Raw genomic sequence first — 25,563 nt, 5'->3', positions numbered from 1 at the left:
GGAGGGGTCAGTGAATCCTGAGGAGGATCTCGCCGGACTCCGGCACAAGCTGGCCGGGCTGGAGCGCGAGAACGGCGACCGGATGTACCTGGTCGACAACCGGGCGGCCAAGGCGATCGAGGAGACCAAGGCGGCGGGCGAGCAGCTCAAGCAGGAAACGGGCGCGGCGCTCGCGGCCCGGAGCGAGCAGAAGCGGCGCGCGGAGGCCGCGGGTGGCTGGGAGACCGAGTCGACGCTCAGCGAGAAGGTCGAGGACGACGGCGACTTCGGGTTCGAGGAGGACGAGGCCGAGAACGAGCGCCGTGCCGGATATCGGACGGCCGAGGAGCCGCCGATCGCGTATCGGCCGCCTGCTCCGTCCGTTCCCGCGCCGCCGCAGCCCCCTCCGCCTCCGCCTGCGCCGGAAGAGCGTCCGGCCGGGCGGCATCGGCGAGCGGCCGCCGCGCGGGGTGATGACGACGATTTCGCCAACACCGACTGGCTGGCGACCTGAGCGGTCAGGTTCGCAGCGCCACGACGGCCCGCTCGACGCCGTGGAAGACGGCGTGCGTCTTGTACCGCACCTCCTCGGCGACGTGGTCGGGAGTCAGGATCTCGGCAAGGGCGCGAAGCGTGACTTCGCCTTCGGCGACCGCGATTCGCGAGCCGGGGCAGGTGTGCCGGCCGAGGCCGAAGGCGAGTTCGGCGTCGGGGCCCAGCGGGATGGCCAGTTTGTCGCCGGCCGTGAAGTCCTTGCCCGCCAGGGAGAACGGCGTGGTCACGCGGCGGGCGGCGAAGCGGGTCGGGGCGATCTCGTGGATCAGCCCGCGTACGTCGTCGAGGACGTCTGGACGGCGTAGGAGTTCGAGACCGGCGAGGGCGAGGAAGTTCATGGAGTTCTCGTACGCCGCGTGGGCGAGCATCACCGGCGTGATCATCAGCTCGTCTTCGGTGATCCGGCCTGCTTCGTGCGCTTCGCGGAGCAGGGCCAGCCCGCCGCCTTCGACGGCCGTCGCCTTGAGGAAGAACATCGCGACCCTGAGCGCGGCGGTGTCGGCTCCGGCGGGCCCACCCGACCAGACGTCCAGATTCGCGGCGGTCTCCGAAAGGTTCGTCAGCAGCTTCTCGCCGAGTGGCTCGACAGTGCCCAGCACCGCCTCCGTCACCTTGGCCGCCACCGGCCTGGCGAAGTCGGCCACCAGGTCGAAGCGCGCACTCGACTTTAGCGGGCTAATCGTGACGCGCAGGTCTGTGAGCAGGGCATTCGGGAGGGGTTCCACCAGGGCGATGACCTCCTTGACGACCGCGCGGAGCCGCCGGTGGTCCGCGCCGTCCATCAGCAGGAGGTTCGGCGTCTCGGCGGCGGCACCGCCCGGGTTCGAGCTGAGCTCGCGGTCGCGCAGGGCCTTGACGCGATCCGCCGGATCGTCCAGCACGAAGAAGTCGTCCACGTTCGTATGATGCCCATGCGCGGCCGGAGGATGTGCCAGTGCCTTCAAAACCGTCACCAGAAGTGCCCGAGGAAGTGTTGCGGACGCCGCTCGTGCTCCGCCTGCTCGAACGTGCCGACGTCGATCGGCCGGCGTACACGCACCTCGACTGCTCGAACCGGTACGAGCCCGTCGAGGACACCCTGACCTGGGCCGAACTGCTCGTCCACATCCGCGCTGTCGCCGCGAAGCTGCGTGACGTGATCCAGCCGGGAGACCGCGTCGCGATCACGGCGCGGCAGGACCTCTCTTATGTCGTCGCTTTCTTCGGTGCCCTGTACGCCGGCGCTGTCGCGGTGCCGCTGTCCGCGCCGGACGTCCGCGCCCACCGCGAGCGGCTCGTCGGTGTCCTCAACGACTGCGACGCCGACATCTGGCTCACGTCGGAGGCCCTGGTCGAGCGGCTGGCGGAGTTCGCCGCGGCCGAGCCGGTTCCGGCTCCCCGCGAGATCATCGCCGTCGACACCCTGCCGCTGGACCCTGCCGACCAGTCGCCGCCGTCGCCGGTCTCCCCAGAAGACCCCGCTTACCTGCAGTACACCTCCGGCACGACGCGGTCACCAGCAGGCGTGATCATCACGCATCGGGCGTTGTCGGCCGCCTGCTGGCAGATCTGCGACGCCTACGACGTCGACGAGCGGATCACCTGCGTCGGCTGGATCCCGTTCTTCCACGACATGGGGCTGGCGCAGTTGCTCGCCGGGACGATGCACTCCGGCGGCCGGACGGTGTTCATCGCGCCGCTGGAGTTCATCCGGCGCCCGGAGCGCTGGCTGCTGCTGATGTCGTCGTATCCGAACACGCTCACCGCGGCCCCGAACTTCGCGTACGACCTGGTGACCGAGGCCGTGCCCGAGTCGAAGCGCGCCGAGTACGACCTCTCGACGGTGTCGATCGCGCTCAGCGGCAGCGAACCGGTCCGGGCGGCGACCGTCCGGGACTTCCTCGCCGCGTACGAGCCCCACGGTTTCCCGAGGGGCGCGTTCCGGCCGTCCTACGGTCTGGCCGAGGCCACGGTCTACGTCGCCAGCGGCGACTCCAGCGGTCCCGTGGTGACCGAAGTGGACGGCCGGGAAATCGTCGAAATCGGCTGGCCCAGGGGTCAACGGGTCCGCGTCGTGCCCCCGCCGGATCGCGTTTTGCCCGCTAAAGTCGACGCGGGCGAGATCTGGGTCAAGGGGCCCAACGTGGCCGCCGGGTACTGGCGCCGTCCGGAGTTGACCGCGGAGGTGTTCGATGCCGAGCTCGACGGCGAAGGCGGCTGGCTCCGCACCGGCGACCTCGGCATGATCCGCGACGGCAGGCTTTCGGTGACCGGCCGGATCAAGGACCTGATCATCATCGACGGCCGCAATCACAGCCCCCACGACATCGAGGAGACGGTCGCCGCCGCGCACCCTCTTCTCGGGCCCGACCGAGTCGCCGCGTTCTCGGTCGACGGCGATGAGGGGGAGGGCGTCGTCGTGGTCGCCGAACGCGCGCGGAAGGCCCCGGACTTCGACGAGGCCGTGATCGCCCGGGCCGCCACCCGCGCCGTCGCCGAGCGGCACGACGTGCGGCTTCGTGCTTTCTTCCTGGTGAAACCCGGCGGCCTGCCGAGAACCTCCAGCGGCAAGGTCGCGCGTTCCGCGGCCAGAACGCGGTACTGGACCGCGGATGGGACAGAATTCCCCCATGGCAGCTGACGGGAGCGAGTACGTCGACGAGATCAAGGCCCTCGTCTGCGAAACCTTCGACGTCGATCCGGACACCATCGACGAGAACACGCCCTTCGCCGAGATGGGCGTCGACTCCCGGCGTCGCGTCCGGCTCCTGGCGACGGTCGAGGTGGAGTTCGGCATCGACATCGACCTCGACGAGCTGGATCGCCTGGTCGACATCCGCGGCGCGGCCACCGTGCTCGCCGAAGCCGTCGAAGCGGGCGCGAAACCGCGAAAACGCGGTCTACCAGGCTTCTTGCGCCGAAATCGTTTGAGTTAGCAAAGGTGTGAATGTTCCTGCGGTCCGGATGACCGGTGGGTACATTCTGTGTGCATATGCGACGGCACCTGATGCCGCCGGCGTGCGTCGTAGGTAGGACAACGAGGCGGATACAGCGGGACGAAGGGGGCACCGGTCATGCCGGACGGGGGCTACAAAGCCGATTCAGAGGCGATGCTCACGGCGTCGACGTCGTTGGAGCGCGCGGCTGAGAAAACGACGTCCGAGGCGGGGAAGGTGGGGCCGACCCAGGTCGGGCCCGAAAACTTCGGCCGGGTCCACAAGGACTACCAGAAGGGCTACGCCACCGGGATTCTCGCCATTTCCGACGCGATGAAGGGGTACGCGGGCCAGCTCACCCAGCTCGCCGGCGGCGTCAGCACCGCGTCGACCCGCTACACCTCGTCCGACCAGGCGAACGCCGCGGCTGCCAACAAGGCGGGAGCCCAGTAATGAGCCAACCGACGCAAGCACAGATCAACGAGATCCTGAACGACCCGTACGTCACGCAGGGCACCAAAGACGCCTTGCTGATGCCGTTCGGCAACCGGGAAGAGGCGTACAAGAAGGCCGTCGCCGAACGTGACTCGAACGCCGCGGGGGACAAGAAGCAGGCGGCCGACACGAAGCAGGCCGACAAGGACCTCGACGCGATGTCCCGGCCGGCCGCGGGTGGTTCCACCACCAAATCCGACCAGGTGCTCGACCTCGGGAAGCCGGCACTGGACTTCTTCTCCGACTGGGCCGAGCAGGTCTGGAACAAGATGCCGGAGAAGTCGGGCGAAATCAGCTACAAGACCGACATCTGGGACCGGTTCCACGAGAACCGTGAGATCAACTTCCAGAAGATGTTCGACGAGGTCGAAGATCTCGCCGACGCGAAGAAGGTCGTCGAGCAGACCCAGAAGGACGCGACGGCGGCACTGACCACGCTCTTCCACGACTGGAAGGGCGAGGGCGCGACAGCCGCGAAGGTCAAGTACGAGCAGCGGATCCAGCCCGACGCGAAAGAGCTCATCGCGCAGATGGACGGCGCCATCAAGCTGGTGCCGTCGACCATCGACAAGATCTACAGCGCGCTCAAGCTGAAGGTCGACGAAACGCTGAAGCTCCGGGTCGACAAGGTCGCCACGGCGCCGTTGTACATCGCGAAGCAGGTCGTCGAGATCGCGAACGGCAAGGTCGACTCCAAAGAAAAGCTCATGGACGTCGCGTACTGGCTCGATTCCGCGTGCCCGGGCAACAACCTCGCCGAACGCCTGCGTCACGACGACTGCGATCTGAACGACGAGAACAAGGATTACGCGATCGGGGCCGCGAAGCAGTGGCTGAAGGGCTCGTTCGCCACCGAGTTCGGTGAGCGCTTCGAGAACTTCAAGAAGCTCTGCAAGAACGCGACCGAAACGATCAACACGCAGTACCACGAGCTTTCGCGGTTCATGGAGGACTACACGAACCCGTTCCCCGCGCCGGGGTCCGAGAAGCCGCCCATCGACGACGGCAAGGGCAAGGACAAGGGTGGCGGCGGTGACACCGGTGGCGGCACCGGCGGCGGTACGGGTGGCGGAACCGGAGGTGGAAGCGGGAGCGGCGGCGGTGCCAGCACCCCGCCTGCCGCCACGGTCCCCGAGACGCCGAAGCCGGAGGACAAGCCCGCCGAGGGCATGAACCCGGTCACCGGCAAGCCGCTCGAGCTGGACCCCGAGACCGGCAAGCCGTACCCGATCGACCCGGCGACGGGCGAGGCGATCAAGGACGGCATCGACGGTCAGGACACCATGACCGTCCAAAAGGGCGACAACAAGATCGAGATGACCGAGCCGGACAAAGACGGCAAAATGGACATCAAGGTCGACGACGGCAAGGGCAACGAGAAGGACTACAAGCTCGACTTCGACGACCCGAAGGGCGAAGAGGGCAAGGACGGCAAGCCCGGCGAAGAGGGTAAGGACGGCGAGTTCGGGCCGAAGGGCACGGTCAAGGAGGGCGAGCCCGGCCCCGACGGCGTCTACCGGCCCGGCCCGGACGGCAAGATCCACATCCAGGACGGCAACCTCAAGATCACCGCCGAGCAGCCGCAGGGCCCGAACGGCCCGACCGTGGTGACCGTCGACGACGGCAAGGGCGAGCCGACCACCTACACCCTCGACGAAAAGGGTGAGAAGAAGGAGCTCAAGCCCGGCGACACCCTCGAGACCGACGACATCAAGAACGGCCTCGACGACCGGAACCCCGGCAACCCGCAGCCCGGCAAGCCCGAAGACGTTCGTCCCATGCCCGCCCCGGCTGACGGCATCGCCCCTCCCGGTGGCGGCGGTGGCGGCGGCTTCAGTGCTCCCGGCGGAGTCGAGGTCGGCGTCGGCGTCGGTGCTGAAGGGACCGCTTCGGTGTCCGCGGAGGCCGAAGCCGCTGCGGGCGGCGCGTCGGGTTCCAGCGGCGATGGCACCGTTCCGACCGCCGGTGGCGGTGGCAGCTTCGAAAGCGCGATCGGCAGTCCGCTCGAAGGTGCTTCGGCGGGGTCGCTGAACGAAGCGGGTTCGCTGGAAGCGGGCATGCAGTCCGGAGGCGGCGCGCAGCCGGCCGGGGCCGAGGGCGGTCTCGGGATGGCTCCCGGCGGGATGGACCCGGCGCCCGCGAACGCCGGTGCCGCGAGCTCGCCCGCCGGAATGGGCGGCATGATGGGTGGCATGGGCGCCATGGGCGGCGCGGCCGGCGGTGGCGGAGGTGACACGCAGCGCGGGTCGAGCCAGTACCGCGTCGAGGGTGGCATTTTCGAGACCAGTGGCGCGGGCGGCCGGATCAGCGGATCGCTCGACGACGAGGGTGGCGACCGTTCGATCAGCTACGAGCGATGATCGGTAGCCGGGGAACGAGGGAGGACCGATGAGCGCTGTTGACCGGCTGGCGGCCGCCATGTCCAGGCAGGACGCCGCCATCACGGAGCAGTTGGAGCAGCGCGGGCTGCGGGAGCGGCATCTCGCCGACGCCAAGGCCCAGGCGGTGGACACCATGCAGAAGGACGCCGCCATCCATGACAAGTACGCCGCGCACATGCAGGAGCTGGGGAAGCGGAGCAAGGAGGCGGGTGGCTGGCTGACCGGCAAGACGACCGCCGACCGCAGCCACACGATCGGCTTCGACATCGAGGACGACGAAAAGCCGGACGCCCGGTTCGCCGAGTTCGGTGCCCGTGCCGACGTGTCGCGGCCGGCGCCGCCTCCGCCGCCGATTCCGGTCGCGCCGGGGGTGCCCGGAATGCCGGCGACGGTGGACGTCCCGCCTGCGGCGCCGACGCCCGCTTCCAGCGCCGCGGCGCCCGAAGAACCCGGCTCGCCCGCGCGTCGCCGCGGTCGTCACGCCCGTGACGACAAGGGATTCGACGACGACGATTTCTCGAACAACTCGTGGATGGTCGACTGACCGGCTTCACGCACTTCAGGGCCCGGCTCGCTTCCCGCACTTCAGGGCCCGGCTCGCCATAGCCGGGCCCTTTCTTTTGGCCTTCTGGCGCCGCGTCGCGTTTAGCGGGCTAATCGCGATCTGGGCGCCGGGCCGCCAGGGTGCGGGATCGCCTTTAGCGGGCTAAACGCGATCCGGGGGCGCGTCGCGTTTAGCGGGCTAAACGCGATCTGGGCGTCAGGCGGCGGGTTCGTCCTGGAGCTCGATGGGGGCGCGTTTGACGTCGGCGTCCAGCAGGGGCTGGTACTTCGTCGTCCCCGTCAGGTGAGTAAGGAAGAACGCCGTGAACAGCGCCCGCGTCAGCTGCTGGGTCCCGCGGTGCGGCTTCCCGTGCAGCAGCAGCTGGCTCCAGTGCCTGCCCTCGGTGACGCCGAGATGCGACGACTTCCCGAGCGTCCGCAGCTGCACCGGCCCGCCCCACGCGTCCGCGATGGCCTCGGCGTGCCCGACGGGCGGCGCGACCAGGTCTTCGCCCGCCGCGAGGTGCAGGCCGGGCGCGGTCACCGAGCGGGCCGACACGGTCGCCGGCGGCAGCGTCTGCGCTGGGGTGATGGTCGCGACCGCGCGGATCTCGGGCCGCTCGCCGTTCTCGGCGGCCTGCGCGGCGGCCAGTACCGCCGAGCCGCCGCCGGTCGAATGCCCGGCAAGGCCGAGTTTCGCCGGGTCGACGCTGATGCCGTCCGGTCCGAGGCGGACCGTCGTGATCAAGTCGAGCGTCGTGAGCAGGTCACCGGCCAGCAGTCGGTGCGATGGCAGCGGACCGCGCTGGGTGGCCGGGGCCGCCGCGACGATGCCCCAGCTCGCGAGGTGCCGGAGCAGATGCCGGTAGCTCCCGGTCGGCTGCAACCAGCCGTGCCCGAACGCGATCGCGGGCAGACCGAGGCCCGAACGGGGGGTGAACACGACGCCGGGCAGTCCGACCAGGGCGAGGTTGCCGCGCAGAACCTCGTGCGGACCTGGGTGGGACAGCTCCGCGAGCAGCTGCTTGGGCTTGCTGGCCATGCTCGTGACCTTACTGCCCGCGCCCCCGTCCGGCCCGCGCGCCGCCCCGGCGTTCGCCTTTAGCGGGCTAATCGCGCTGCTTAGCGTGCCTAAGCGTCGCGTTTAGCCCGCTAAACGCAGGTGCGGGCGCCCGGGCGAAGGGGCCGAATTTCCGTCGTTAGGCTGGTGGCCGTGTGTGGAATCGTGGGATACGTCGGACACCGCCCGGCCCTGGACGTCGTCATCGGCGGCCTGCGCAGGATGGAGTACCGCGGCTATGACTCGGCAGGCGTCGCGGTCCTCGACGGCGCCGGCGCGCTGAACGTCGAGCGCAAAGCGGGCCGCCTGGCCAACCTGGAGACCCAGCTCGACACGGTCGGCAGGGACACCTTCGCCGGCACCGCCGGGATGGGCCACACCCGCTGGGCCACCCACGGTGCCCCGGTCGACCGCAACTCGCACCCGCACCGCGACGCCTCCCAGCGCGTCGCCGTCGTGCACAACGGCATCATCGAGAACTTCGCCGCCCTGCGCGCCGAGCTCGAGGCCGAAGGCGTCGAGATGGCGAGCGACACCGACTCCGAGACCGCCGCGCACCTGATCGCCCGCGCGTACACCGAGGGCGACACGAAGGGCGACTTCGCGGCGAGCGTCGCCGCGGTCTGCCGTCGTCTCGAAGGCGCGTTCACCCTGGTCGTGACCATCGCCGACCAGCCGGACACCGTCGTCGCCGCCCGCCGTTCTTCGCCGCTGGTCGTCGGCGTCGGCGAGGGCGAGCACTTCGTCGCCTCCGACGTCGCCGCGTTCATCGAGCACACCCGCGAGGCGGTCGAGCTCGGCCAGGACCAGCTCGTCGTGATCACCCGCGACGGCTACGAGGTCACCGACTTCCACGGGGACGCCGCCCAGGCCAAGCCGTTCACCGTCGACTGGGACCTCTCGGCCGCGGAAAAGGGCGGCCACGAGTATTTCATGCTCAAGGAGATCGAGGAGCAGCCGGAGGCGCTGGCGAACACGCTGCGCGGCCACTTCGACGGCGGCCGGATCATCCTCGACGAGCAGCGCATCTCCGACCAGGACCTGCGTGACGTCGACAAGGTCTTCGTCGTCGCCTGTGGTTCCGCGTACCACTCGGGCCTCGTCGCCAAGTACGCCATCGAGCACTGGTGCCGTCTCCCGGTCGAGGTGGAGCTGGCCAGCGAGTTCCGCTACCGCGACCCGGTGCTGGACCGGGCGACGCTGGTCGTCGCCGTGTCCCAGTCGGGCGAGACCGCGGACACCCTCGAGGCCGTCCGGCACGCCCGCGAGCAGAAGGCCCGCGTCCTGGCGGTCTGCAACACCAACGGCGCGCAGATCCCGCGCGAGTCCGACGCCGTCCTCTACACGCACGCCGGCCCGGAGATCGGTGTCGCGTCGACGAAGGCGTTCCTCGCGCAGATCGCGGCGAACTACCTGGTCGGCCTGGCGCTCGCGCAGGCCCGCGGCACCAAGTACCCGGACGAGGTCGCCCGCGAGTTCGCCGAACTCGAAGCGATGCCCGCCGCGGTGCAGAAGGTCCTGTCCACTGTGGACCAGGTGCGCGACCTCGGCCGCCGGATCGCCGACTCGAAGGCCGTGTTGTTCCTCGGCCGCCACGTCGGTTTCCCCGTCGCCCTCGAAGGCGCGCTGAAGCTCAAGGAACTGGCGTACATGCACGCCGAGGGCTTCGCCGCGGGCGAGCTCAAGCACGGCCCGATCGCGCTGATCGAAGAAGGCCTGCCCGTCGTCGTGGTGATGCCGTCGCCCAAGGGGCGCGCGGTGCTGCACTCGAAGCTGGTGTCGAACATCAGCGAGATCCAGGCGCGCGGCGCCCGCACGATCGTGATCGCCGAAGAGGGTGACGAGACCGTCCGCCCGTTCGCCGACGAACTGATCGAGATCCCGGCCGTCCCGACGCTGCTCCAGCCGCTGGTCTCCACGGTGCCGCTGCAGGTGCTGGCCGCCGAGATCGCCCGCACGCGCGGGTACGACGTCGACAAGCCGCGTAACCTGGCGAAGTCGGTCACCGTCGAGTAAGAGACCGGAGGCGTCGTGCAGGGAATCTGGACCACGGAACGGATTCGCGCGGCGGAGGACCGGTTGCTCGCCGTCACTCCCGACGGCGAGCTCATGCGGCGCGCGGCTTTCGGCCTCGCGGTGCACGCCGCCGAAATGCTGGCCGAGCACACGGGTTCGGTGTCCGGACGGCGGGTGACGTTGCTCGTCGGGTCGGGCAACAACGGCGGTGACGCCTTGTGGGCGGGCGCGTTCCTCCGCCGCCGCAATGTGGCCGTTTCGGCGATCCTGCTGAAGCCCGAACGTGCGCACGGCCCGGGTTTGGTCGCCCTGAAGCGTTCCGGCGGCAAGATCGTGTCCCTTGAGGACGGTCCACAGTGGATCAAACGGGCCGACCTCGTCGTCGATGGGATCGTCGGTATCTCGGCGCGTGGGCCGTTGCGGCCGGACGCCGCCGCGCTGCTGGAGCATGTGAGCTCGCCGGTGCTCGCGGTCGATCTGCCGAGTGGGGTCGATCCGGATACCGGCGCGGTCGACGGCCCAGCGGTCGTGGCCGATCGGACCGTCACCTTCGGCGCGCTCAAGCCGGTGCACGCCCTCGCGCCCGCGTCCTGCGGCGAGGTGTCCCTGGTGGACATCGGACTGCGGCTCAGCGAGCCCGATCTGCAGCGGCTCGACACGGCGGATGTCGCCGCCGCGTGGCCGGTGCCCGGGCCGGGCGACGACAAGTACAGCCAGGGCGTGGTCGGGATCGCCGCCGGGTCGGCGACGTATCCCGGTGCGGCGGTGCTCGCGGCCGGGGCGGCGGTGCGGGCGACGTCCGGGCTGGTGCGGTACGCCGGTCATGCGGCGGACGTCGTGCGCGGGCAGTGGCCCGAGATCATCGCGACGGGGTCGGTGACCGACGCGGGCCGGGTGCAGGCCTGGGTGGTCGGGCCGGGGATCGGCACCGGCAACGAGGGGCGGGACGTGCTGCGGTTCGTGCTCGGCCGCGGCGTGCCGGTGTGCGCGGACGCCGACGCGACGACCATCATCGCGCGGTCGCCCGACGTGCTCGACGCACGCGATCCGGACACGCCGCTCGTGCTGACGCCGCACGCGGGGGAGTTCGAACGGCTCATGGGTGAGCCGCCGGGTGCGGACCGGGTCGCGGCGGCGCGGTCGGCCGCGCGGAAGTACGACGCCGTCGTGCTGTTGAAGGGGCACTGCACGGTGGTCGCGGCGCCGGACGGGCGGGCGCTGGTGAACACGCCGCGGGGGTCGTGGCTCGCGACGGCCGGTTCGGGGGATGTGCTGTCCGGTCTGGTCGGCGCGTTGCTCGCCTCTGGACTCGACCCGTGGCTGGCGGCCGGTGCGGCCGCGTACGTCCATTCCCTCGCCGGATCCCTCGCCGCCGATGGCGCCCCGACCTCGGCCTCCGGCATCCTCGCCGCGGTCCCGGACGCCATCCGGTCCGTCCGCTCCCTGACCTCCTGACCAGGGCCACGACCTGCGTTTAGCCCCCTAATCGCGCTCTGCGGGCGGGTGCCCTCAGAGCGCGATTAGGGGGCTAAACGCAGGTCGGCCGGCCGGGGGAGGAAGGTGGCAAGAAATTCGGGAGTTATCGAGTTATGTGTTAACTCCGGGCGAATAATCTGGTAAGAAGCAGGTGTGAGCGCCGACACCCACCCCGCCGAGACCGCGATGGTCCGCGTCGTGAACGGTGTCGCCCATGTCTAAGACCAGGCCCTCGGACGCCGCCGTCGAGCACCGGCGCCAGGAGATCCTCGACCACGTCATCGCCACCGGCGAGGTCCGCATCGACGACCTGACCGCCCGCTTCGGCGTCAGCCTGATGACGATGCACCGCGACCTCGACGACCTCGCCGACCGCCGCCTCCTCCGCAAACTTCGCGGCAAGGTCGAGGCCTACCCCGCGACGACCATGGAGTCCGCCGCCCGCTTCCGCGACACCTTCAACCAGGCGACGAAGGACGCCCTGGGCGAGGCCGCCGCGGCGCACGTCCACCCCGGCCAGACGGTCTTCGTCGACGACTCGACCACGCTCTTCCCGCTCGTCCGCCGCCTCGGCCAGGTCGAAGACCTCACCGTCATCACCAACTCGCTCGAAGCCGCCCGCATCCTCGGCCCGGCCAAGAGCGTCGAGGTCGTCCTGGCGGGCGGCCGCTACCACCACGAGTTCGACTCGTGCGCCGGCCCGGACGTCGTCGGGTTCCTCGACCGCACGCACGCCGACATCGCGTTCGTCTCGGTCGCCGCGGTCGCGGTCGGCCGCCTGTTCCACCCGGTCCAGGACTATGCGGAGCTCAAGAAGGCCGCACTGCGCACGGCCGATCGCAACGTCCTGGTCGTCGACAACTCCAAGTTCGGCCGCACCGCCACCTACGCGTACGGCGACATCGGCGACTACGACCTCCTGATCACCGACGAAGAGGCGCCGACCGAGGAGATCGAGGCGGCGTTGACCGCGGGAACCGCCATCGAGCAGGTCGAATGCGCACCGGAGGGCCCGGAATATGAGTTCTGATCTGGTGGCCGGAATCGACTCGTCGACCCAGTCGACGAAGGTCGTCGTCTGCGACGCGAACACCGGCGAGATCGTCCGCACCGGCCGCGCCTCGCACCCTGACGGCACCGAGGTCGCCCCCGCCGCATGGTGGGACGCGTTCCGCGAGGCTACGGACGGCCTGCTCGACGGCGTCGGCGCCATCGGCATCGGCGGCCAGCAGCACGGCATGGTCACCCTCGACGAGGCGGGTGAGGTCGTCCGGCCCGCGCTGCTGTGGAACGACACCCGGTCGGCGAAGGCAGCCGAAGACCTCAGCGGCGAGCTCGGCCCGGAGAGCTGGGCGAAGTCCGTCGGCTCGGTGCCGGTCGCCAGCTTCACCGTCACGAAGCTGCGCTGGATGGCGGAGAACGAGCCGGAGCTGGCCGATCGCGTCGCCCGCGTCCTGCTCCCGCACGACTGGCTGACCTGGCGCCTGCTGGGCGACGGCGCCGAGCCGGTCACCGACCGCGGCGATGCTTCCGGCACCGGATACTTCTCGCCCGCCACCGGCGAATACCGCCAAGACCTCCTCGCGCACGCCTTCGGTGGCCGCACACCCGAGCTGCCCAAGGTCATCGGCCCCGCCGAAGCCGCCGGCCACACCCCGGACGGGGTCCTGGTTTCGGCCGGAACCGGCGACAACATGGCCGCCGCGTTCGGCCTCGAACTCGCCCCTGGCGACGTCGTCGTCTCGCTGGGCACCAGCGGCACAGTCTTCGGCGTCTCCGAAACCGCTAGCGCCGACCCTTCCGGCATCGTCGCGGGCTTCGCCGACGCCACCGGCCGCTTCCTCCCGCTGGCCTGCACCCTCAACGCGGCCCGCGTGCTCACGGCCACGTCCGCGATGCTCGGCGTGGAACTCGCGGAGTTCGACAAGCTGGCGCTCGCCGCCACACCCGGTTCCGGCGGCCTCACCTTCCTTCCTTACCTCGACGGTGAGCGGACGCCGAACCTCCCGGACGCCAAGGGCACGCTCTTCGGCCTCACCCGCGCGAACATGACGCCCGAGAACCTCGCCCGCGCCGCGGTCGAAGGCATGCTGTGCGGCCTCGCCGCCGGTCTCGACGCCCTGCGCGAGCAGGGACACGAAGTCCGCCGCGTGCTCCTGATCGGTGGCGGCGCGCAGTCGGCCGCCGTCCGCGCGGTCGCGCCGATCGTGTTCGGCGTGCCCGTCGTCGTCCCCGAAGTCGCCGAGTACGTCGCGGTCGGTGCCGCGCGGCAGGCGGCCTGGGCCCTCGCTTCCAGCACGGAACCTCCCCGCTGGCAGGAACAGCACGGCTACACCCCACTCGAGCCGACCGAGGCGGACCGCGCCGAGGGGCACCGGATCCAGCAACGGCATCTCGAAGCCCGCGAACTCGGGCACGGCATTTCCGCGAAACCGAAAGAGGACTGAACCGATGGCCACGATCACCTACGACAAGGCGACCCGGCGCTACGCGGGCTCCGAGCGGCCCGCCGTGGACGCACTCGACCTCGAGATCGCCGACGGCGAATTCCTCGTGCTGGTCGGGCCTTCCGGCTGTGGCAAGTCCACCAGCCTGCGGATGCTCGCCGGCCTCGAGGACATCGACGAAGGCGCCGTGTGGATCGGCGACCGCGACGTCACGCAACTGCCGCCGCGTGCCCGCGACATCGCGATGGTGTTCCAGAACTACGCGCTGTACCCGCATATGACCGTGGGCCAGAACATGGGCTTCGCGCTGAAGATCGCGGGCCGCCCGGCGTCGGAGATCAAGCAGAAGGTGCTCGACGCGGCCAAGCTGCTCGACATCGAGCAGTACCTCGACCGCAAGCCGAAAGCGCTCTCCGGTGGTCAGCGCCAGCGCGTCGCGATGGGCCGCGCCATCGTGCGTGAGCCGCAGGTCTTCCTGATGGACGAGCCGCTGTCGAACCTCGACGCGAAGCTGCGTGTCTCCACCCGTACGCAGATCGCCGCGCTGCAGCGCCGCCTCGGCGTCACCACCGTGTACGTCACGCACGACCAGGTCGAGGCCATGACGATGGGTGACCGGGTCGCGGTCCTGTCGGACGGTCTCCTGCAGCAGTGCGACACCCCGCGCGCCCTGTACGACCGGCCCGCAAACGCTTTCGTCGCCGGTTTCATCGGCTCGCCCGCGATGAACCTGGTCACCGCGAAGCTCACCGAAGACGGCGCCGAGCTGGGCGGCGCGCGGGTGCCGCTGACCCGCGAGATCCTCGCCAAGGCCGACGGCGACACGGTCACCCTCGGCTTCCGTCCGGAGTCGCTCGAGGTGACCACCAGCGAGGACGGCACCGTGCCGGTCAAGGTCGACCTCGTCGAGGAACTCGGCTCGGACGCCTACGTGTACGGCAAGCTGGCCGAGACCGACGCCGAAGGCACGAAGTCGAACGTCGTCACCCGCGTCGACCCGCGCAAGCCGCCGGCCATGGGTGACACGCTGCACCTGCGGATCCGTCCCGACGAGCTGCACGTGTTCTCCGCCACCGACGGGGCGCGCCTGTCCTGAGCCGGTTCGTGGGAAACTGGTGGTCGTTATGACCGCCAGTTTCCCGCGTGCCGAGGTCGTCATCGACCTGTCCGCCATCCGGCACAACGTCACCCTGCTCGCATCCCGCGCTCCCTCGGCCCAGACCATGGCCGTGGTCAAGGCGGACGGCTACGGGCACGGAGCCCTCGAGGTCGCCCGTGCCGCCGTCGAGGGCGGGGCCACCTGGCTGGGCACCTGCTCCCTCGGCGAGGCGCTCGCGCTGCGCCGGGCTGGGATCGGGGTCCGCCTCTTCAGCTGGCTCGATACTCCCGAAACCGATTTCGCGCCCGCGGTCGCCGAAGACATCGACGTCGCCGTCAGCTCCCTCGACGAGCTGGCGCGCGTGGCCGACGGCGCTCGCCGGGCACGCGACTTTAGCGGGCTAAACGCGATCTGCCGGGTGCACCTCAAGATCGACACCGGGTTGTCCCGAAACGGCTGCCCACCTGCGGAATGGCCGGCCTTGGTCAAGGCCGCGGCGGCCGCGAAGCCGCTCATCGAGGTCGTCGCGATCTGGTCGCACCTCGCCTGCGCCGACGAGCCCGGCCACCCGTCCATCGACGCGCAGGCCAAGCGATTCGACGAGGCCTACGACATCGCGCGCGCCGCCGGCCTGAACCCGATGCGGCACATCGCGAACTCCGCCGCCGTGCTGACCAGGCCCGACCTGCACTTCGACCTCGTGCGCCCCGGGATCGCGATCTACGGGCTGAACCCGGTGCCCACCGGCGACGATCTCCGCCCGGCCATGACCTTCAAGTCGTCGGTCGTGCTCACGAAGCGGATCCCGGCAGGCGAATCGGTCTCGTACGGCCACAGCTGGACGGCCGAACGCGACACCACCCTCGCGCTGGTCCCCGTGGGTTACGCCGACGGCGTGCCGCGGTCGCTGTCCGGACGGATGGACGTCCTGCTCGGCGGAAAGCGACGGCCGGTCGTCGGCCGCGTCTGCATGGACCAGCTCATCGTCGACTGCGGAGACGACGAGCCGTCCATCGGCAGCGAAGTGATCCTTTTCGGCAAGGGCGCGTTTGGCGAGCCCACGGCGCGGGAATGGGCGGACAAGCTGGGGACGATCGACTACGAGATCGTGACTTCGATGTACCGCCCGCGTGTCCACCGGACGTATCTGGAGGCAGGCTCGTGACACCTTCACGAAGACTGCTGGCCATCGTCGGCGGCGTCGGGGCCGTGGCCACCGGCACCGCCGCGGCGATCGCCGTCGCCGCACAGCAGCGGCGGCAGAGTGAGGATCCGTTCGTGGACGAGCCGTTGGGGGATCTCGCACCGGATCGGACGTCGACAGTGGCGGCGGAGGACGGCACGCCGCTCGCGGTCGAGGAGATCGATCCGGGCGATGGGGGAGAACCGGAGCTGACCGTCGTCGGTGTGCACGGTTTCGCGTTGTCGAAGCGCTGCTGGCATTTCCAGCGGCGAGACCTCGCGTCGCTGAGGCTGCCGCGGGTGCGTCAGGTGTACTTCGACCATCGCGGGCACGGGCAATCCGGCGCCGCGACCGCCGAGACCAGCACCATCGAGCAGCTGGCGCGCGACCTCGACATGGTCCTGCGTTCGGTGGTGCCGGAGGGGCCCATCGTGCTCATGGGGCACTCGATGGGCGGCATGGTGATCATGGAGCTCGCCGCCGAGCATCCCGAGCTGTTCGAGGACCGTGTCTGCGGCGTCGCGTTCATCGCGACCGCGGCGGGCGAAGTCGGCGCTCGGGGGCTTCCGAGATCACTGCTCTCGAAGTACAACCCGCTCACGCGAGGCGTCGGCGGGCTGGCCGGGTGGCAGCCGGGGCTCGTCGAATTCGTGCGCGCGGCAGGCGGGCAGCTGACCCGGCAGGCCGTGCGCAGGCTGGCCTTCGGCAGCCGTGACGTGTCTCCTCGACTTGTCGACTTCATGCTGGAAATGCTCGAAGTCACGCCGGTGCGCGGGCTCGTGAACTTCGTCGACACGCTCGGCAGCCACAACCGGTACGCCGCGCTCGCCGGGCTGAAGCACGCGCACGTGCTGGTCGTCGGCGGGGATTCCGACCGGTTCACGCCGATCGCGCACGCCGAGCGGATCGCGGCGGAGCTGCCGGACGCGGAGCTGGTGCGCGTCCGCGGCGCGGGGCACATGGTGCAGCTGGAACAACCCGAACTGGTGAACAGCCACCTGATCGACTTGGTGCAACGATGCACCGGCACCGATGGTGAGACTTCCGAACGGCGGACCTGGTGGTGGCAACGCTGATGAATTTCGCTTTCCCGACTCCCGAAGCGACGATGGAATTCGGGCGGGAGCTGGGACGTTCGCTGCGCGCGGGCGACCTCGTGCTGCTCGCCGGGCCGCTCGGGGCGGGCAAGACGACGCTGACCCGCGGGATCGCGGACGGTCTCGGGGTCGGCGGGCGGGTCAGCTCGCCGACGTTCGTGCTCGCCAGGGTGCATCCGGCTGGGGCTTCTGGGGTCGCGCTGGTGCACGTCGACGCGTACCGGCTCGGCGGGGATCTCTCGCAGCTGGACGATCTGGACCTCGACACCGAACTGGAGCGGTCCGCGTTGGTCGTCGAGTGGGGTGAAGGCTCCGCCGAGCGTCTGTCGGACGACTACCTCGTCGTGCGTCTGGAGCGCCGCGAAGACGATGTCCGCATGGTCACCCTGGAGCCGCACGGCACCTGGACGTCCCGCACGCCCGACCTGCGTTTAGCGGGCTAATCGCGATCCGCGGGGCGACTTGCGTTTAGCGGGCTAATCGCGATCCGGTGCCACAGATCGCGATTAGGGGGCTAAACGCAGGTCGGCGCGGGACCGACGACGGAGCGCGCGATTCCCAGGTCCACCAGGTCTTGGGGGCGCAGGCGGAGCCGGTCCGCGAGGGCGGGGACCTCGTCGGCGGGCAGTTTGAGGATCGCCGCGGCCGCCTCGGGCGACGTCACCGAGAAGTAAGCGTTGGGCGTCACCCACGTCGACCCCGGCGCCGCGAACGCCAGCGCGCCCCCGGAACCGCCTTCCCCGATCACGAGGGTCGTGATCGGCACGGCCGCACTCGCGACCGCCTCGAACAACTCCGCGATCGCCCCGCCGGCCCCGGCCCGCTCGGCCGCCTCGTCGTTCGCCGCTCCGGGAGTGTCGACGAGGGTGAGGACCGGGATTCCGAGCCTCGACGCGAGCCGCACCAGACGCGCCGCCGTCCGAAAACCCGCGGGTGACGTCGGTGTCCCGCACTGCGCCGCGTACGCGATCGCTCGGCCGCCGCGCCAGCCGAAGCCACACAAGACACCGGAGTCGACTCCGCCGCATCGATCGCCCGAGACATCCTCGCGCCAGTCGAAGTACACGTCGAGATACTCCGCCGCCCTCGGCCGCTCGGCGGAGCGCGCGGCTTGGACCGCATCCCACCCGCTGTCGGGCAAGTCCGTCGCTCCGAGCGCGCCCGGCGGCTCCGCGGCTTCCGGCGTCGGCGAAGTCAGAAGGCGTAGCCACCGGTCCAGTGCCGCGGGAAGGTCGGCCGACCCCACGATCTGGTCGACCTGGCCCCACGCGAGCTTCGCTTCGGCCGTGTACGCCCCTGGAGAAGCGTCGGCAGGCCGCACGCGGGAACCGGCGAAACCGACCTGCGCCCCGGGCAGCGCGAGAACGACGTCGGCGCTCGCACCGAGAGTCGCCCAGCCGCCGCCCGTCGTCGGGTCGCGCAGCACCGAGATCTGGGGCACCGACCGGGCTCCGGCCGCAGCCCGCGCGATGCGCTGCAACTGCGAAAGCGCCCGCATCCCGTGCTGCATGCGGCTGCCGCCGGTCGCGATCAGCGACACCACCGGCAACCGGGATTCGACCGCCCGCGCGAACGCCGCTTCGACGCGATCACCGGTCCGCTGACCGATCGACCCGCCCAGGAAGCCGAACTCGAACGCGATCACGACCGCCTCGACGTCACCGATCCTGGCGGTCCCGCAGACCACGGACTCGTCTTCTCCGGTCCGCTCTTCGGCGGCTTCGCGTGCCGAGCGGTAACCCGGCCAGCCGATCGGCCCGTCGTCCGGTTCCTCGGAACGCGGAACCTCCAGATCCTCGAAACCGGTCGCGATGTCCTTGATGACGGACCGCGCCGAGGACCTGCTCATCCGAGCGCCCGCTTCATGACCTTGCCCATGTCGTTGCGCGGCAACGCTTCCAGGTAACGAACCACGCGAGGCCGTTTGTGCGGCGACAACAGGCGCGAGACGTGGTCGGCGAGTTCGGACTCCGCCGGGCGTTCTCCGTCGGGCACCACCCAGGCCACGATGCGCTCGCCGAGGTCGTCGTCGGGCTCGCCGGTCACCGCCACCTCCGCGACGCCGGGATGTTCCATGAGCGCGTTCTCGATCTCACCCGCGCCGATCTTGTAGCCGCCGCTCTTGATCAGATCCGTCGCCTTCCGGCCGACGATCTTCACGTACCCGGCCGCGTCGCGCGTCGCCATGTCGCCGGTCCGGAACCAGCCGTCGTCGAAGGCGGCTTCGGTGGCGTCGGGGCGGTTGAGGTACTCGGTGAACAGGTTCGGACCGCGGACCTGGATCTCGCCGACGGTCTCGACCTCCTCGACGGGCTGGCCCGCTTCGTCGACCAGCCGTAGATCGACGCCGCGCAGCGGGACACCGACCGTGCCGGGGACGTGCTCGCCGTCAGCGCGGATGCTGGTGTTCATGAGGGTCTCGGTCATCCCGTAGCGCTCGATCACGCGCCGGCCGGTCGCCGCGGTGATGCGCTGATGGTCGTGGACGGGCAGCGCGGCCGATCCGGAGACGAGCAGCCGGGCGCTGCTGAGCGCTTCGGAGAGCGACGGGTCTTCGCCGACTTCGCCCGCGATGCGGTGGTACATGGTCGGGACGCCGAACATCATCGTCGCTCCGGAGGCGAGTTCGCGTGCGACGCCTTCGGTGGAGAAGCGACCGAGATGCCGGACCGAGCCGCCGCGCCGGAGCGGTCCGAGGATGCCGAGGATCAGGCCGTGCACGTGGAACAGCGGAAGACCGTGGACCAGGACGTCGTCGGCGGTCCATGCCCAGGCGTCCTCGAGCGCGTCGAGGGTGGTCGAGATGGCGCGCCGGGGGAGGACGACGCCCTTGGGCGGGCCGGTGGTGCCGGAGGTATAGACGATCAGCGCCGGGGCTTCGGGGTCCGGTTCCGCGGGGAGATCGACGGGCGTGCCTTGGAGGACGATGTCGCGGCGCGGCAGGCCGCTTAGTCCCGTGGGCAGGTCGGCGCCCGGTTCGGCGAGAACGAGGACGGGCTCGCTGTCGGTGAGGATGTGCGCGAGCTCGCGCTCGCCGATCTTCGGGTTGAGCGGGATGGCGGGGACGCCGGCGAGCAAGGCGGCGACGACGGCGACGCTGGTGTGCACCGACGGTGTCGCCCAGACGGCGACACGGCCGCTCGGGAGGTCGCGGGCGAGAGTGCCGGCGACGGCCGCGAGGTCGTCGTAGGTGAGGGAGGTGTCGCCGAAGCGGAGCGCCTCCTTGGCCGAGCCGCTCGCCAGCGTGGGGAACAACCGATCGGGCACCGTGTGACCTCCTGCTCGACTCCGCCGGCCGGGCGCGTGGCCCTCGCCAGGACCGTACCGCGCTGCCCACCCGCACCCCTGCGACCTGCTTCACACAGTGGACCGACCTGCGTTTAGCCCCCTAATCGCGATCTGTGGGTCTGGCGGGCCAACGTCCACCGGATCGCGTTTAGCGGGCTAAACGCGATCCGGCGCAGGGGGAGCGGTCGCGCCACCCGATCGCGTTTAGCCCGCTAAACGCGCTCCGGGGCGCTGGTCGTAGGCTGGGTAACCGTGCTGGTACTGGCCATCGACACCTCGACCCCGGCGGTCACCGCGGGCCTCGTCGCCCTGGACGGCGACGTCCTCGAGTCGCGCGGCGACCGCGTCACGGTCGACCCGCGCGCGCACGGCGAGCTGATCACGCCCCACGCCCTCGAAGCCGTCAAGGCCGCGGGCGTCACGCTTCGCGACCTCGACGCCATCGTCTGCGGCGTCGGCCCCGGCCCCTTCACCGGCCTCCGCGCCGGCATGGCCACCGCCGCGTCTCTCGCACACGCCCTCGGCATCCCCGCGTACCCGGTGTGCAGCCTCGACGCGATCGCCGCCGACGTCGCCCCCGGCGAAGCGCCCTTCCTCGTCCTCACCGACGCGAGGCGCCGCGAGGTCTACTGGGCCGCGTACGCCGCCGACGGCTCCCGCACCGACGGCCCCCACGTCGGCCGGCCTGCCGAGCTCGAGACCACCATCAAGGTCGCGGCGGGCGACGGCGCCCTCCTCTACGCGGACGCCCTCGGTGTCCAGCCGCTCGAGCCGCGCTTCCCGTCACCCGTCGGACTGGTCAAAGCGGCCGACTTCGACAGCGAGCCCGCCCCGCTCACCCCGCTGTACCTCCGCCGCCCGGACGCCGTCGAACCGGCCGCGCGCAAGAAGGTGACCACGCCGTGAGGCTGGAACCCTTACGCCGCCAGGATATTCCCCGCTGTGTCGAGATAGAGAAGATCCTCTTCCCCGGCGATTCGCCGTGGAGCGCCTACGCCTTCCACGCCGAACTCGACGGCGGCGGCTACTACCTGGTCGCCCGCCCGGATGAAAGCGACGAGGTCATCGGTTACGCCGGACTCGCCGTCGTCGGCCGCCGCGGCGACTACGAGGCGAGCATTCACACGATCGGCGTCGACCCGGCCTACCAGCGCAAGGGCATCGGCACCACGTTGCTGAAGGCGCTCCTCGACCGCGCGGACGAACTCGCCGCGCCCGTCTTCCTCGAAGTCCGCACCGACAACGACGCGGCGATCACGCTCTACGAGCGGCACGGTTTCGAACGTGTCGGCCTCCGGAAGCGCTACTACCAGCCCTCCGGCGCCGACGCCTACACGATGGCCCGTCCGCGGGCCCAGGTCCGAGACGAGGTGGCGGGCTGATGCCGCGCATCATCATGGGCATCGAGAGTTCGTGCGACGAGACCGGCGTCGGCCTCGTCCGCCTGCACGACGACAACACGGTCGAGCTGCTCGCCGACGAGGTCGCCTCCAGCGTCGACCAGCACGCCCGCTTCGGCGGCGTCGTGCCCGAGGTCGCCAGCCGCGCGCACCTGGAGGCGATGGTCCCCACGGTCGAGCGGGCCTTCGAGAAGGCCGGGCTGAAACTGTCCGATGTGGACGCGATCGCGGTCACCGCGGGCCCCGGCCTCGCCGGCGCGCTCCTGGTCGGCGTCGCCGCGGCCAAGGCGTACGCCGCCGCGCTCGACATCCCGCTCTACGGCGTGAACCACCTGGTCGGGCACATCGCCGTCGACACGCTCCAGCACGGCCCGCTGCCCGACCGCTGTCTCGCCCTGCTCGTCTCCGGCGGGCATACGCAATTGCTGCTGGTGGACGACATCGCGTCCGAGATCACCGAACTCGGGTCCACTGTGGACGACGCGGCGGGCGAGGCCTACGACAAGGTCGCCCGCGTGCTCGGCCTGCCGTATCCCGGCGGCCCGCCGATCGACAAGGCCGCCAAGAACGGCGACGGCGCGGCGATCGCGTTCCCCCGCGGGATGACCGGCCCGCGCGACGCCAAGTTCGATTTCTCCTTCTCCGGGCTGAAAACCGCCGTCGCGCGCTGGGTCGAAGGCGCCGAACGCCGCGGCGAGGACATTCCCGTCGACGACGTCGCCGCGTCGTTCCAGGAGGCCGTCGCCGACGTGCTCACCATGAAGGCGATTCGCGCCGCCAAGGAACACGGCGTCGACACGCTGGTGATCTCCGGTGGCGTGGCGGCGAATTCGCGACTGTCCGAACTCGCCGCCGAACGCTGCGCCGAAGCCGGGATCACCCTGCGGGTCCCGCGGCCGCGGCTGTGCACGGACAACGGCGCGATGATCGCCGCGCTCGGCGCGCACGTGGTCGCCGCCGGACGGCCGCGGGCATCGCTCGATTTCTCCGCGAATCCGGCGCTGCCGGTGCAGATCGTCTCGATCTAGCGCGATTCCGCGGCGGTGCGCGGGGCTGGGGCGAGATTGAGCAGTTCCTCCAGCGCGGCCACCGACAACGCGGCGGCATTGCCGTCACCGTAAGGGTTTCCGGCGTGCGTCGGATGGAGGTCGCCACGCAGGACCTTCGCCGCGGTGTCCGCGATGAGGCCGGTGTCCGTCCCGACCAGCCAGGCGCAGCCCGCCTCGATGGCTTCGCGCCGTTCGGTGACGTCGCGGAGCACGAGGACGGGCGTGCCGAACGTCGGCGCTTCCTCTTGGATACCACCGGAATCGGTCAGGACGAGCTCGGCGAGCCGCAGCGCGCGTACGAGGTCGGGATATTCGAGCGGCTCGGTGATCGTCACCCGCGGGGTCCCGCCGAGCGCGGTCGTCACCTGGTCCCGCACCGCCGGATTGGGATGCACCGGGAACAGCACTTGGACGTCGCTGTGCTCCGCGACGATCAGTTCGATGGCCGCGAGCGTGCGGCTCAGCGGCTCTCCCCAGGACTCGCGCCGATGCGACGTCACGAGGACGAGACGTTCACCGGCCTCGGCTATTTCCATCTCCAGCAAGGCGAGCGCGGTGTCCCGCGCCGGGAGATCCCGCTCGGCGATCGCGATCACGGCGTCGACGACAGTGTTGCCGGTGACCGCGATCCGCTGGCGTGGAACACCTTCCGTGCGCAGCGCGGCAGCGGCGGCCGGTGTCGGCGCGAGATGCAGGGCGGCGATCCGCGAGATCATCTGCCGCGTCCCCTCTTCGGGGAACGGCGCGCCGAGATCGTGCGTGCGCAGGCCCGCCTCCAGATGCACGACCGGGATGCCCTGCCAGAACGCGGCGAGCGCGCCGGCCAGTCCCGTCGTCGTGTCGCCCTGGACGACGACCGCGGCCGGGGAGACACGGCGCAGCACGTCGTCGAGCGCGGGCAGCAGCCCGGAAACGAGTTCCGCCTGGGTGCCGGTGGTCCTGGGCGGGGTGTCGAGCCACGCGTCGACCGGCAGTCCGAACGGGATCAGCGCCTGTTCGACCATGCCCTGATGCTGTCCGCTGTGGACGACGAAGGGCCGCAGGTGCGGGTGCTCCGCCAGTGCCAACGCCAGCGGCGCGAGCTTGACCGCCTCCGGCCGCGTTCCGGCCAGCAACATCACATCCACGCGTTCGCGCTCCTCATCCACGTTTCGAGTGTCCCGCAAAACGCGGGTGATGGCCGCCGGCGCGCGAGGGGCCCACGCCGGCGGCCGTTCCGTCCGGGGAAGCGTCAGCTCCCCATCTCGCCGAGCCGTTTCGTGCGGCGGTAGCCCGCGATGACCGCGATGGTTCCGAGAACCAGCAGGATCACCCCGACGGCCAGCCACCAGCCGACGTCGGCCCCGGTGGCGGCGAGGGCACCCACCCCGCCACCGGCGACGCCGACTCCGGCGCCAGGCAACTTGTACATTTCGACCTCACTTCACCCAGGTCAGGCGGTGGTCGCCGGACGCCGGTTGCGGACGACGCGGATACCGACCGGGATGGCGACGGCACCGAGCAGGCCGAGACCGATCCACAGCCCCGCGCCCGAAGCGAGCGGCACGGGCAGACCGGCCGGACCGCAGGTCGCCGACGAGACGATCACGTCACCGGAACCGAGCGGGGTGAGGGCTTCGCCGAGCAGCTTCACGTGGATGGCGTTGACCGTGAGGCTGCCGTCCTGGTTCTTGATCTGCTCGTTCAGGATGATCGTCGCGACGTTGACGGTGCCGAGCCCAACCTTGATCTGCGTGTTCGGGGCGGGCGTCGAGTCGACCGTCCCCGCGCTGCCGAGGTTCGCGCCGACCAGGTTCGTCGCACCCTGCACACCCTTCTGGGTCGCGGTGCAGGTGGCTTCGACGACCTTGACGCCGACGTTACCGAGCGCGCTCTTCAGCAGCGGCAAGCCGACATCGGCGGTGCTGGCCTTGGCGGTCACGGCACCGGAGTTGTCGTCGCGCTTGGCTTCGGTGTTGATCGCGCCGGCGGTGAGCACGCCGGTGAGGTCGACCTTCGCGAGGCTGTTGGCGGTCGGCCCGGAGGTCTTCGCCTCGGCGAGCGGCCCGGCTTTCACCGCGTCGAGGCCGAGGAGCTTCACATCGACCTTGACGCCGTACGCGGAGCCGTCGCCGGGGGCCGCCGAGGCGGGCGCCGCGCCGGCGATGGCCACACTCGCCACCACAGCGGCGAGCAGTCCACCTCGTCGCAAGAGGTGCGTGTTCTTCAACTGGTCCTCCGAATTGATTCGTGGGGGTTTCTCTAGATCTGCGGTCGGCACGAGAGGCGCGACCGTCGCGGACGAATCCTCAGCTGGCCTGACTCGGCTCGCGGATCGTCTATCGCCGAGTGTTTCCTAAATTGAACAGAAAACTGCGAGTATCACCGGATCAGGTGGTCTTGCGGACATTTCCCGCAGGTCGCCGGACGCTTCACTCTTTCGGCCTAGTCAGTTTCTCCACGATCGTGCCGAAAGGGACCATGATCACGTTGGAAATGCGAACCCCGGTCGAAAGGGCCGGTTCCCGCTGACTTACTCTCGTCGGCGAGTTCCTGTCCGCTGCGCCGGATCCCCGTCGTCTGCTGCGTCTTTCCTGAGAG

General features: G+C 70.4%; 24 protein-coding genes. 17 read left to right on the top strand and 7 right to left on the bottom strand.

Features of this window, described 5'->3' with window-relative positions:
• The first annotated feature begins 10 nt into the window (after nt 1-10).
• Nucleotides 11-493, top strand: a complete 483-nt coding sequence (locus NQK81_RS19250; protein ID WP_257489250.1) for a hypothetical protein — start codon at nt 11-13, stop codon at nt 491-493.
• Nucleotides 494-497: 4 nt separating this feature from the next.
• Here NQK81_RS19250 and NQK81_RS19245 read toward each other — a convergent pair whose 3' ends face one another.
• A complete protein-coding gene (locus tag NQK81_RS19245; RefSeq protein ID WP_257489249.1) occupies nt 498-1,430 on the bottom strand; it encodes a cytochrome P450 family protein in 933 nt (310 codons plus the stop codon).
• Between the two features lie 62 nt (nt 1,431-1,492).
• On the opposite strand from NQK81_RS19245, the gene NQK81_RS19240 reads away from it, so the two are divergent.
• The 5 genes from NQK81_RS19240 (at nt 1,493) to NQK81_RS19220 (ending at nt 6,869) form a co-directional block, all read left to right on the top strand.
• Nucleotides 1,493-3,154 carry a fatty acyl-AMP ligase gene (locus NQK81_RS19240; protein ID WP_257489248.1) on the top strand — a complete coding sequence of 554 codons (1,662 nt, stop codon included), beginning with the start codon at nt 1,493-1,495 and terminating at the stop codon, nt 3,152-3,154.
• Complete coding sequence (locus NQK81_RS19235; RefSeq protein ID WP_020633351.1) at nt 3,144-3,449, top strand: acyl carrier protein; 306 nt, start codon at nt 3,144-3,146, stop codon at nt 3,447-3,449. Before NQK81_RS19240 ends, NQK81_RS19235 begins: the two co-directional genes overlap by 11 nt.
• Before the next feature lie 138 nt (nt 3,450-3,587).
• Nucleotides 3,588-3,902, top strand: a complete 315-nt coding sequence (locus NQK81_RS19230; RefSeq protein WP_016331125.1) for a hypothetical protein — start codon at nt 3,588-3,590, stop codon at nt 3,900-3,902.
• Nucleotides 3,902-6,304 (top strand): collagen-like domain-containing protein, encoded by a 2,403-nt coding sequence (locus NQK81_RS19225; protein ID WP_257489247.1) that lies wholly within the window; start codon nt 3,902-3,904, stop codon nt 6,302-6,304. The genes NQK81_RS19230 and NQK81_RS19225 overlap by 1 nt, the downstream gene beginning before the upstream one ends.
• Nucleotides 6,305-6,332: 28 nt before the next feature.
• Complete coding sequence (locus NQK81_RS19220; protein WP_257489246.1) at nt 6,333-6,869, top strand: hypothetical protein; 537 nt, start codon at nt 6,333-6,335, stop codon at nt 6,867-6,869.
• A gap of 216 nt (nt 6,870-7,085) precedes the next feature.
• Here the strand turns inward: NQK81_RS19220 and NQK81_RS19215 are convergent, their stop codons facing one another.
• Nucleotides 7,086-7,910, bottom strand: a complete 825-nt coding sequence (locus NQK81_RS19215) for a dienelactone hydrolase family protein (protein WP_257489245.1) — start codon at nt 7,908-7,910, stop codon at nt 7,086-7,088.
• A 171-nt stretch (nt 7,911-8,081) separates the two neighbouring features.
• On the opposite strand from NQK81_RS19215, the gene glmS reads away from it, so the two are divergent.
• From glmS to tsaE, 8 genes are all read left to right on the top strand, one after another.
• On the top strand, nt 8,082-9,944 hold the full coding sequence (glmS, locus tag NQK81_RS19210; protein WP_257489244.1) for a glutamine--fructose-6-phosphate transaminase (isomerizing): 1,863 nt from the start codon (nt 8,082-8,084) through the stop codon (nt 9,942-9,944).
• A gap of 15 nt (nt 9,945-9,959) precedes the next feature.
• Nucleotides 9,960-11,399: an NAD(P)H-hydrate dehydratase gene (locus NQK81_RS19205; RefSeq protein WP_257489243.1), complete on the top strand. Its 1,440-nt coding sequence runs from the start codon at nt 9,960-9,962 to the stop codon at nt 11,397-11,399.
• A gap of 235 nt (nt 11,400-11,634) precedes the next feature.
• Nucleotides 11,635-12,450: a DeoR/GlpR family DNA-binding transcription regulator gene (locus tag NQK81_RS19200; RefSeq protein ID WP_257489242.1), complete on the top strand. Its 816-nt coding sequence runs from the start codon at nt 11,635-11,637 to the stop codon at nt 12,448-12,450.
• Nucleotides 12,440-13,867 carry a xylulokinase gene (gene xylB / locus NQK81_RS19195; protein WP_257489241.1) on the top strand — a complete coding sequence of 476 codons (1,428 nt, stop codon included), beginning with the start codon at nt 12,440-12,442 and terminating at the stop codon, nt 13,865-13,867. Before NQK81_RS19200 ends, xylB begins: the two co-directional genes overlap by 11 nt.
• Nucleotides 13,868-13,871: 4 nt before the next feature.
• Nucleotides 13,872-14,963 carry an ABC transporter ATP-binding protein gene (locus NQK81_RS19190; RefSeq protein WP_034304347.1) on the top strand — a complete coding sequence of 364 codons (1,092 nt, stop codon included), beginning with the start codon at nt 13,872-13,874 and terminating at the stop codon, nt 14,961-14,963.
• A gap of 28 nt (nt 14,964-14,991) precedes the next feature.
• Nucleotides 14,992-16,131 carry an alanine racemase gene (alr, locus tag NQK81_RS19185; RefSeq protein WP_257489240.1) on the top strand — a complete coding sequence of 380 codons (1,140 nt, stop codon included), beginning with the start codon at nt 14,992-14,994 and terminating at the stop codon, nt 16,129-16,131.
• On the top strand, nt 16,128-17,225 hold the full coding sequence (locus NQK81_RS19180) for an alpha/beta fold hydrolase (protein ID WP_185927336.1): 1,098 nt from the start codon (nt 16,128-16,130) through the stop codon (nt 17,223-17,225). The genes alr and NQK81_RS19180 overlap by 4 nt, the downstream gene beginning before the upstream one ends.
• The gene (gene tsaE, locus NQK81_RS19175; RefSeq protein WP_185927337.1) at nt 17,225-17,689 is read left to right on the top strand and encodes a tRNA (adenosine(37)-N6)-threonylcarbamoyltransferase complex ATPase subunit type 1 TsaE; all 465 of its coding nucleotides are present in this window, start codon (nt 17,225-17,227) and stop codon (nt 17,687-17,689) included. Before NQK81_RS19180 ends, tsaE begins: the two co-directional genes overlap by 1 nt.
• Nucleotides 17,690-17,760: 71 nt before the next feature.
• Here the strand turns inward: tsaE and NQK81_RS19170 are convergent, their stop codons facing one another.
• Entirely contained in the window at nt 17,761-19,095 is a 1,335-nt protein-coding gene (locus tag NQK81_RS19170) for a carboxyl transferase domain-containing protein (RefSeq protein WP_257489239.1), read from the bottom strand.
• Nucleotides 19,092-20,513 carry an acyl-CoA synthetase gene (locus tag NQK81_RS19165; RefSeq protein ID WP_257489238.1) on the bottom strand — a complete coding sequence of 474 codons (1,422 nt, stop codon included), beginning with the start codon at nt 20,511-20,513 and terminating at the stop codon, nt 19,092-19,094. The genes NQK81_RS19170 and NQK81_RS19165 overlap by 4 nt, the downstream gene beginning before the upstream one ends.
• A 273-nt stretch (nt 20,514-20,786) precedes the next feature.
• Here NQK81_RS19165 and tsaB point away from each other — a divergent pair, with 273 nt between their 5' ends.
• The 3 genes from tsaB to tsaD are packed head-to-tail and all read left to right on the top strand — an operon-like array spanning nt 20,787 to nt 22,962.
• The gene (tsaB, locus tag NQK81_RS19160; RefSeq protein WP_257489237.1) at nt 20,787-21,440 is read left to right on the top strand and encodes a tRNA (adenosine(37)-N6)-threonylcarbamoyltransferase complex dimerization subunit type 1 TsaB; all 654 of its coding nucleotides are present in this window, start codon (nt 20,787-20,789) and stop codon (nt 21,438-21,440) included.
• Entirely contained in the window at nt 21,437-21,916 is a 480-nt protein-coding gene (gene rimI / locus NQK81_RS19155; RefSeq protein ID WP_257489236.1) for a ribosomal protein S18-alanine N-acetyltransferase, read from the top strand. Before tsaB ends, rimI begins: the two co-directional genes overlap by 4 nt.
• The gene (tsaD, locus tag NQK81_RS19150; RefSeq protein ID WP_257489235.1) at nt 21,916-22,962 is read left to right on the top strand and encodes a tRNA (adenosine(37)-N6)-threonylcarbamoyltransferase complex transferase subunit TsaD; all 1,047 of its coding nucleotides are present in this window, start codon (nt 21,916-21,918) and stop codon (nt 22,960-22,962) included. Before rimI ends, tsaD begins: the two co-directional genes overlap by 1 nt.
• Here tsaD and wecB read toward each other — a convergent pair.
• The 3 genes from wecB to NQK81_RS19135 all read right to left on the bottom strand — a co-directional run bounded on the left by wecB (nt 22,959) and on the right by NQK81_RS19135 (nt 25,192).
• The gene (gene wecB, locus NQK81_RS19145; protein ID WP_257489792.1) at nt 22,959-24,110 is read right to left on the bottom strand and encodes a non-hydrolyzing UDP-N-acetylglucosamine 2-epimerase; all 1,152 of its coding nucleotides are present in this window, start codon (nt 24,108-24,110) and stop codon (nt 22,959-22,961) included. The two genes, tsaD and wecB, sit on opposite strands and share 4 nt — an antisense overlap.
• A 104-nt stretch (nt 24,111-24,214) precedes the next feature.
• Nucleotides 24,215-24,394: an LAXTG motif-containing small protein gene (locus NQK81_RS19140; protein ID WP_007031099.1), complete on the bottom strand. Its 180-nt coding sequence runs from the start codon at nt 24,392-24,394 to the stop codon at nt 24,215-24,217.
• 21 nt (nt 24,395-24,415) lie between these two features.
• A complete protein-coding gene (locus NQK81_RS19135; RefSeq protein ID WP_192747861.1) occupies nt 24,416-25,192 on the bottom strand; it encodes a choice-of-anchor protein CoaP in 777 nt (258 codons plus the stop codon).
• Between the last annotated feature and the right edge of the window lie 371 nt (nt 25,193-25,563).

Source organism: Amycolatopsis roodepoortensis (genome assembly GCF_024628825.1).
GTDB classification, from domain to species: Bacteria; Actinomycetota; Actinomycetes; order Mycobacteriales; family Pseudonocardiaceae; genus Amycolatopsis; species Amycolatopsis roodepoortensis.
The sequence above is the reverse complement of the archived record's forward strand: the minus strand, read 5'-3'. Positions and strand labels throughout refer to the sequence as shown.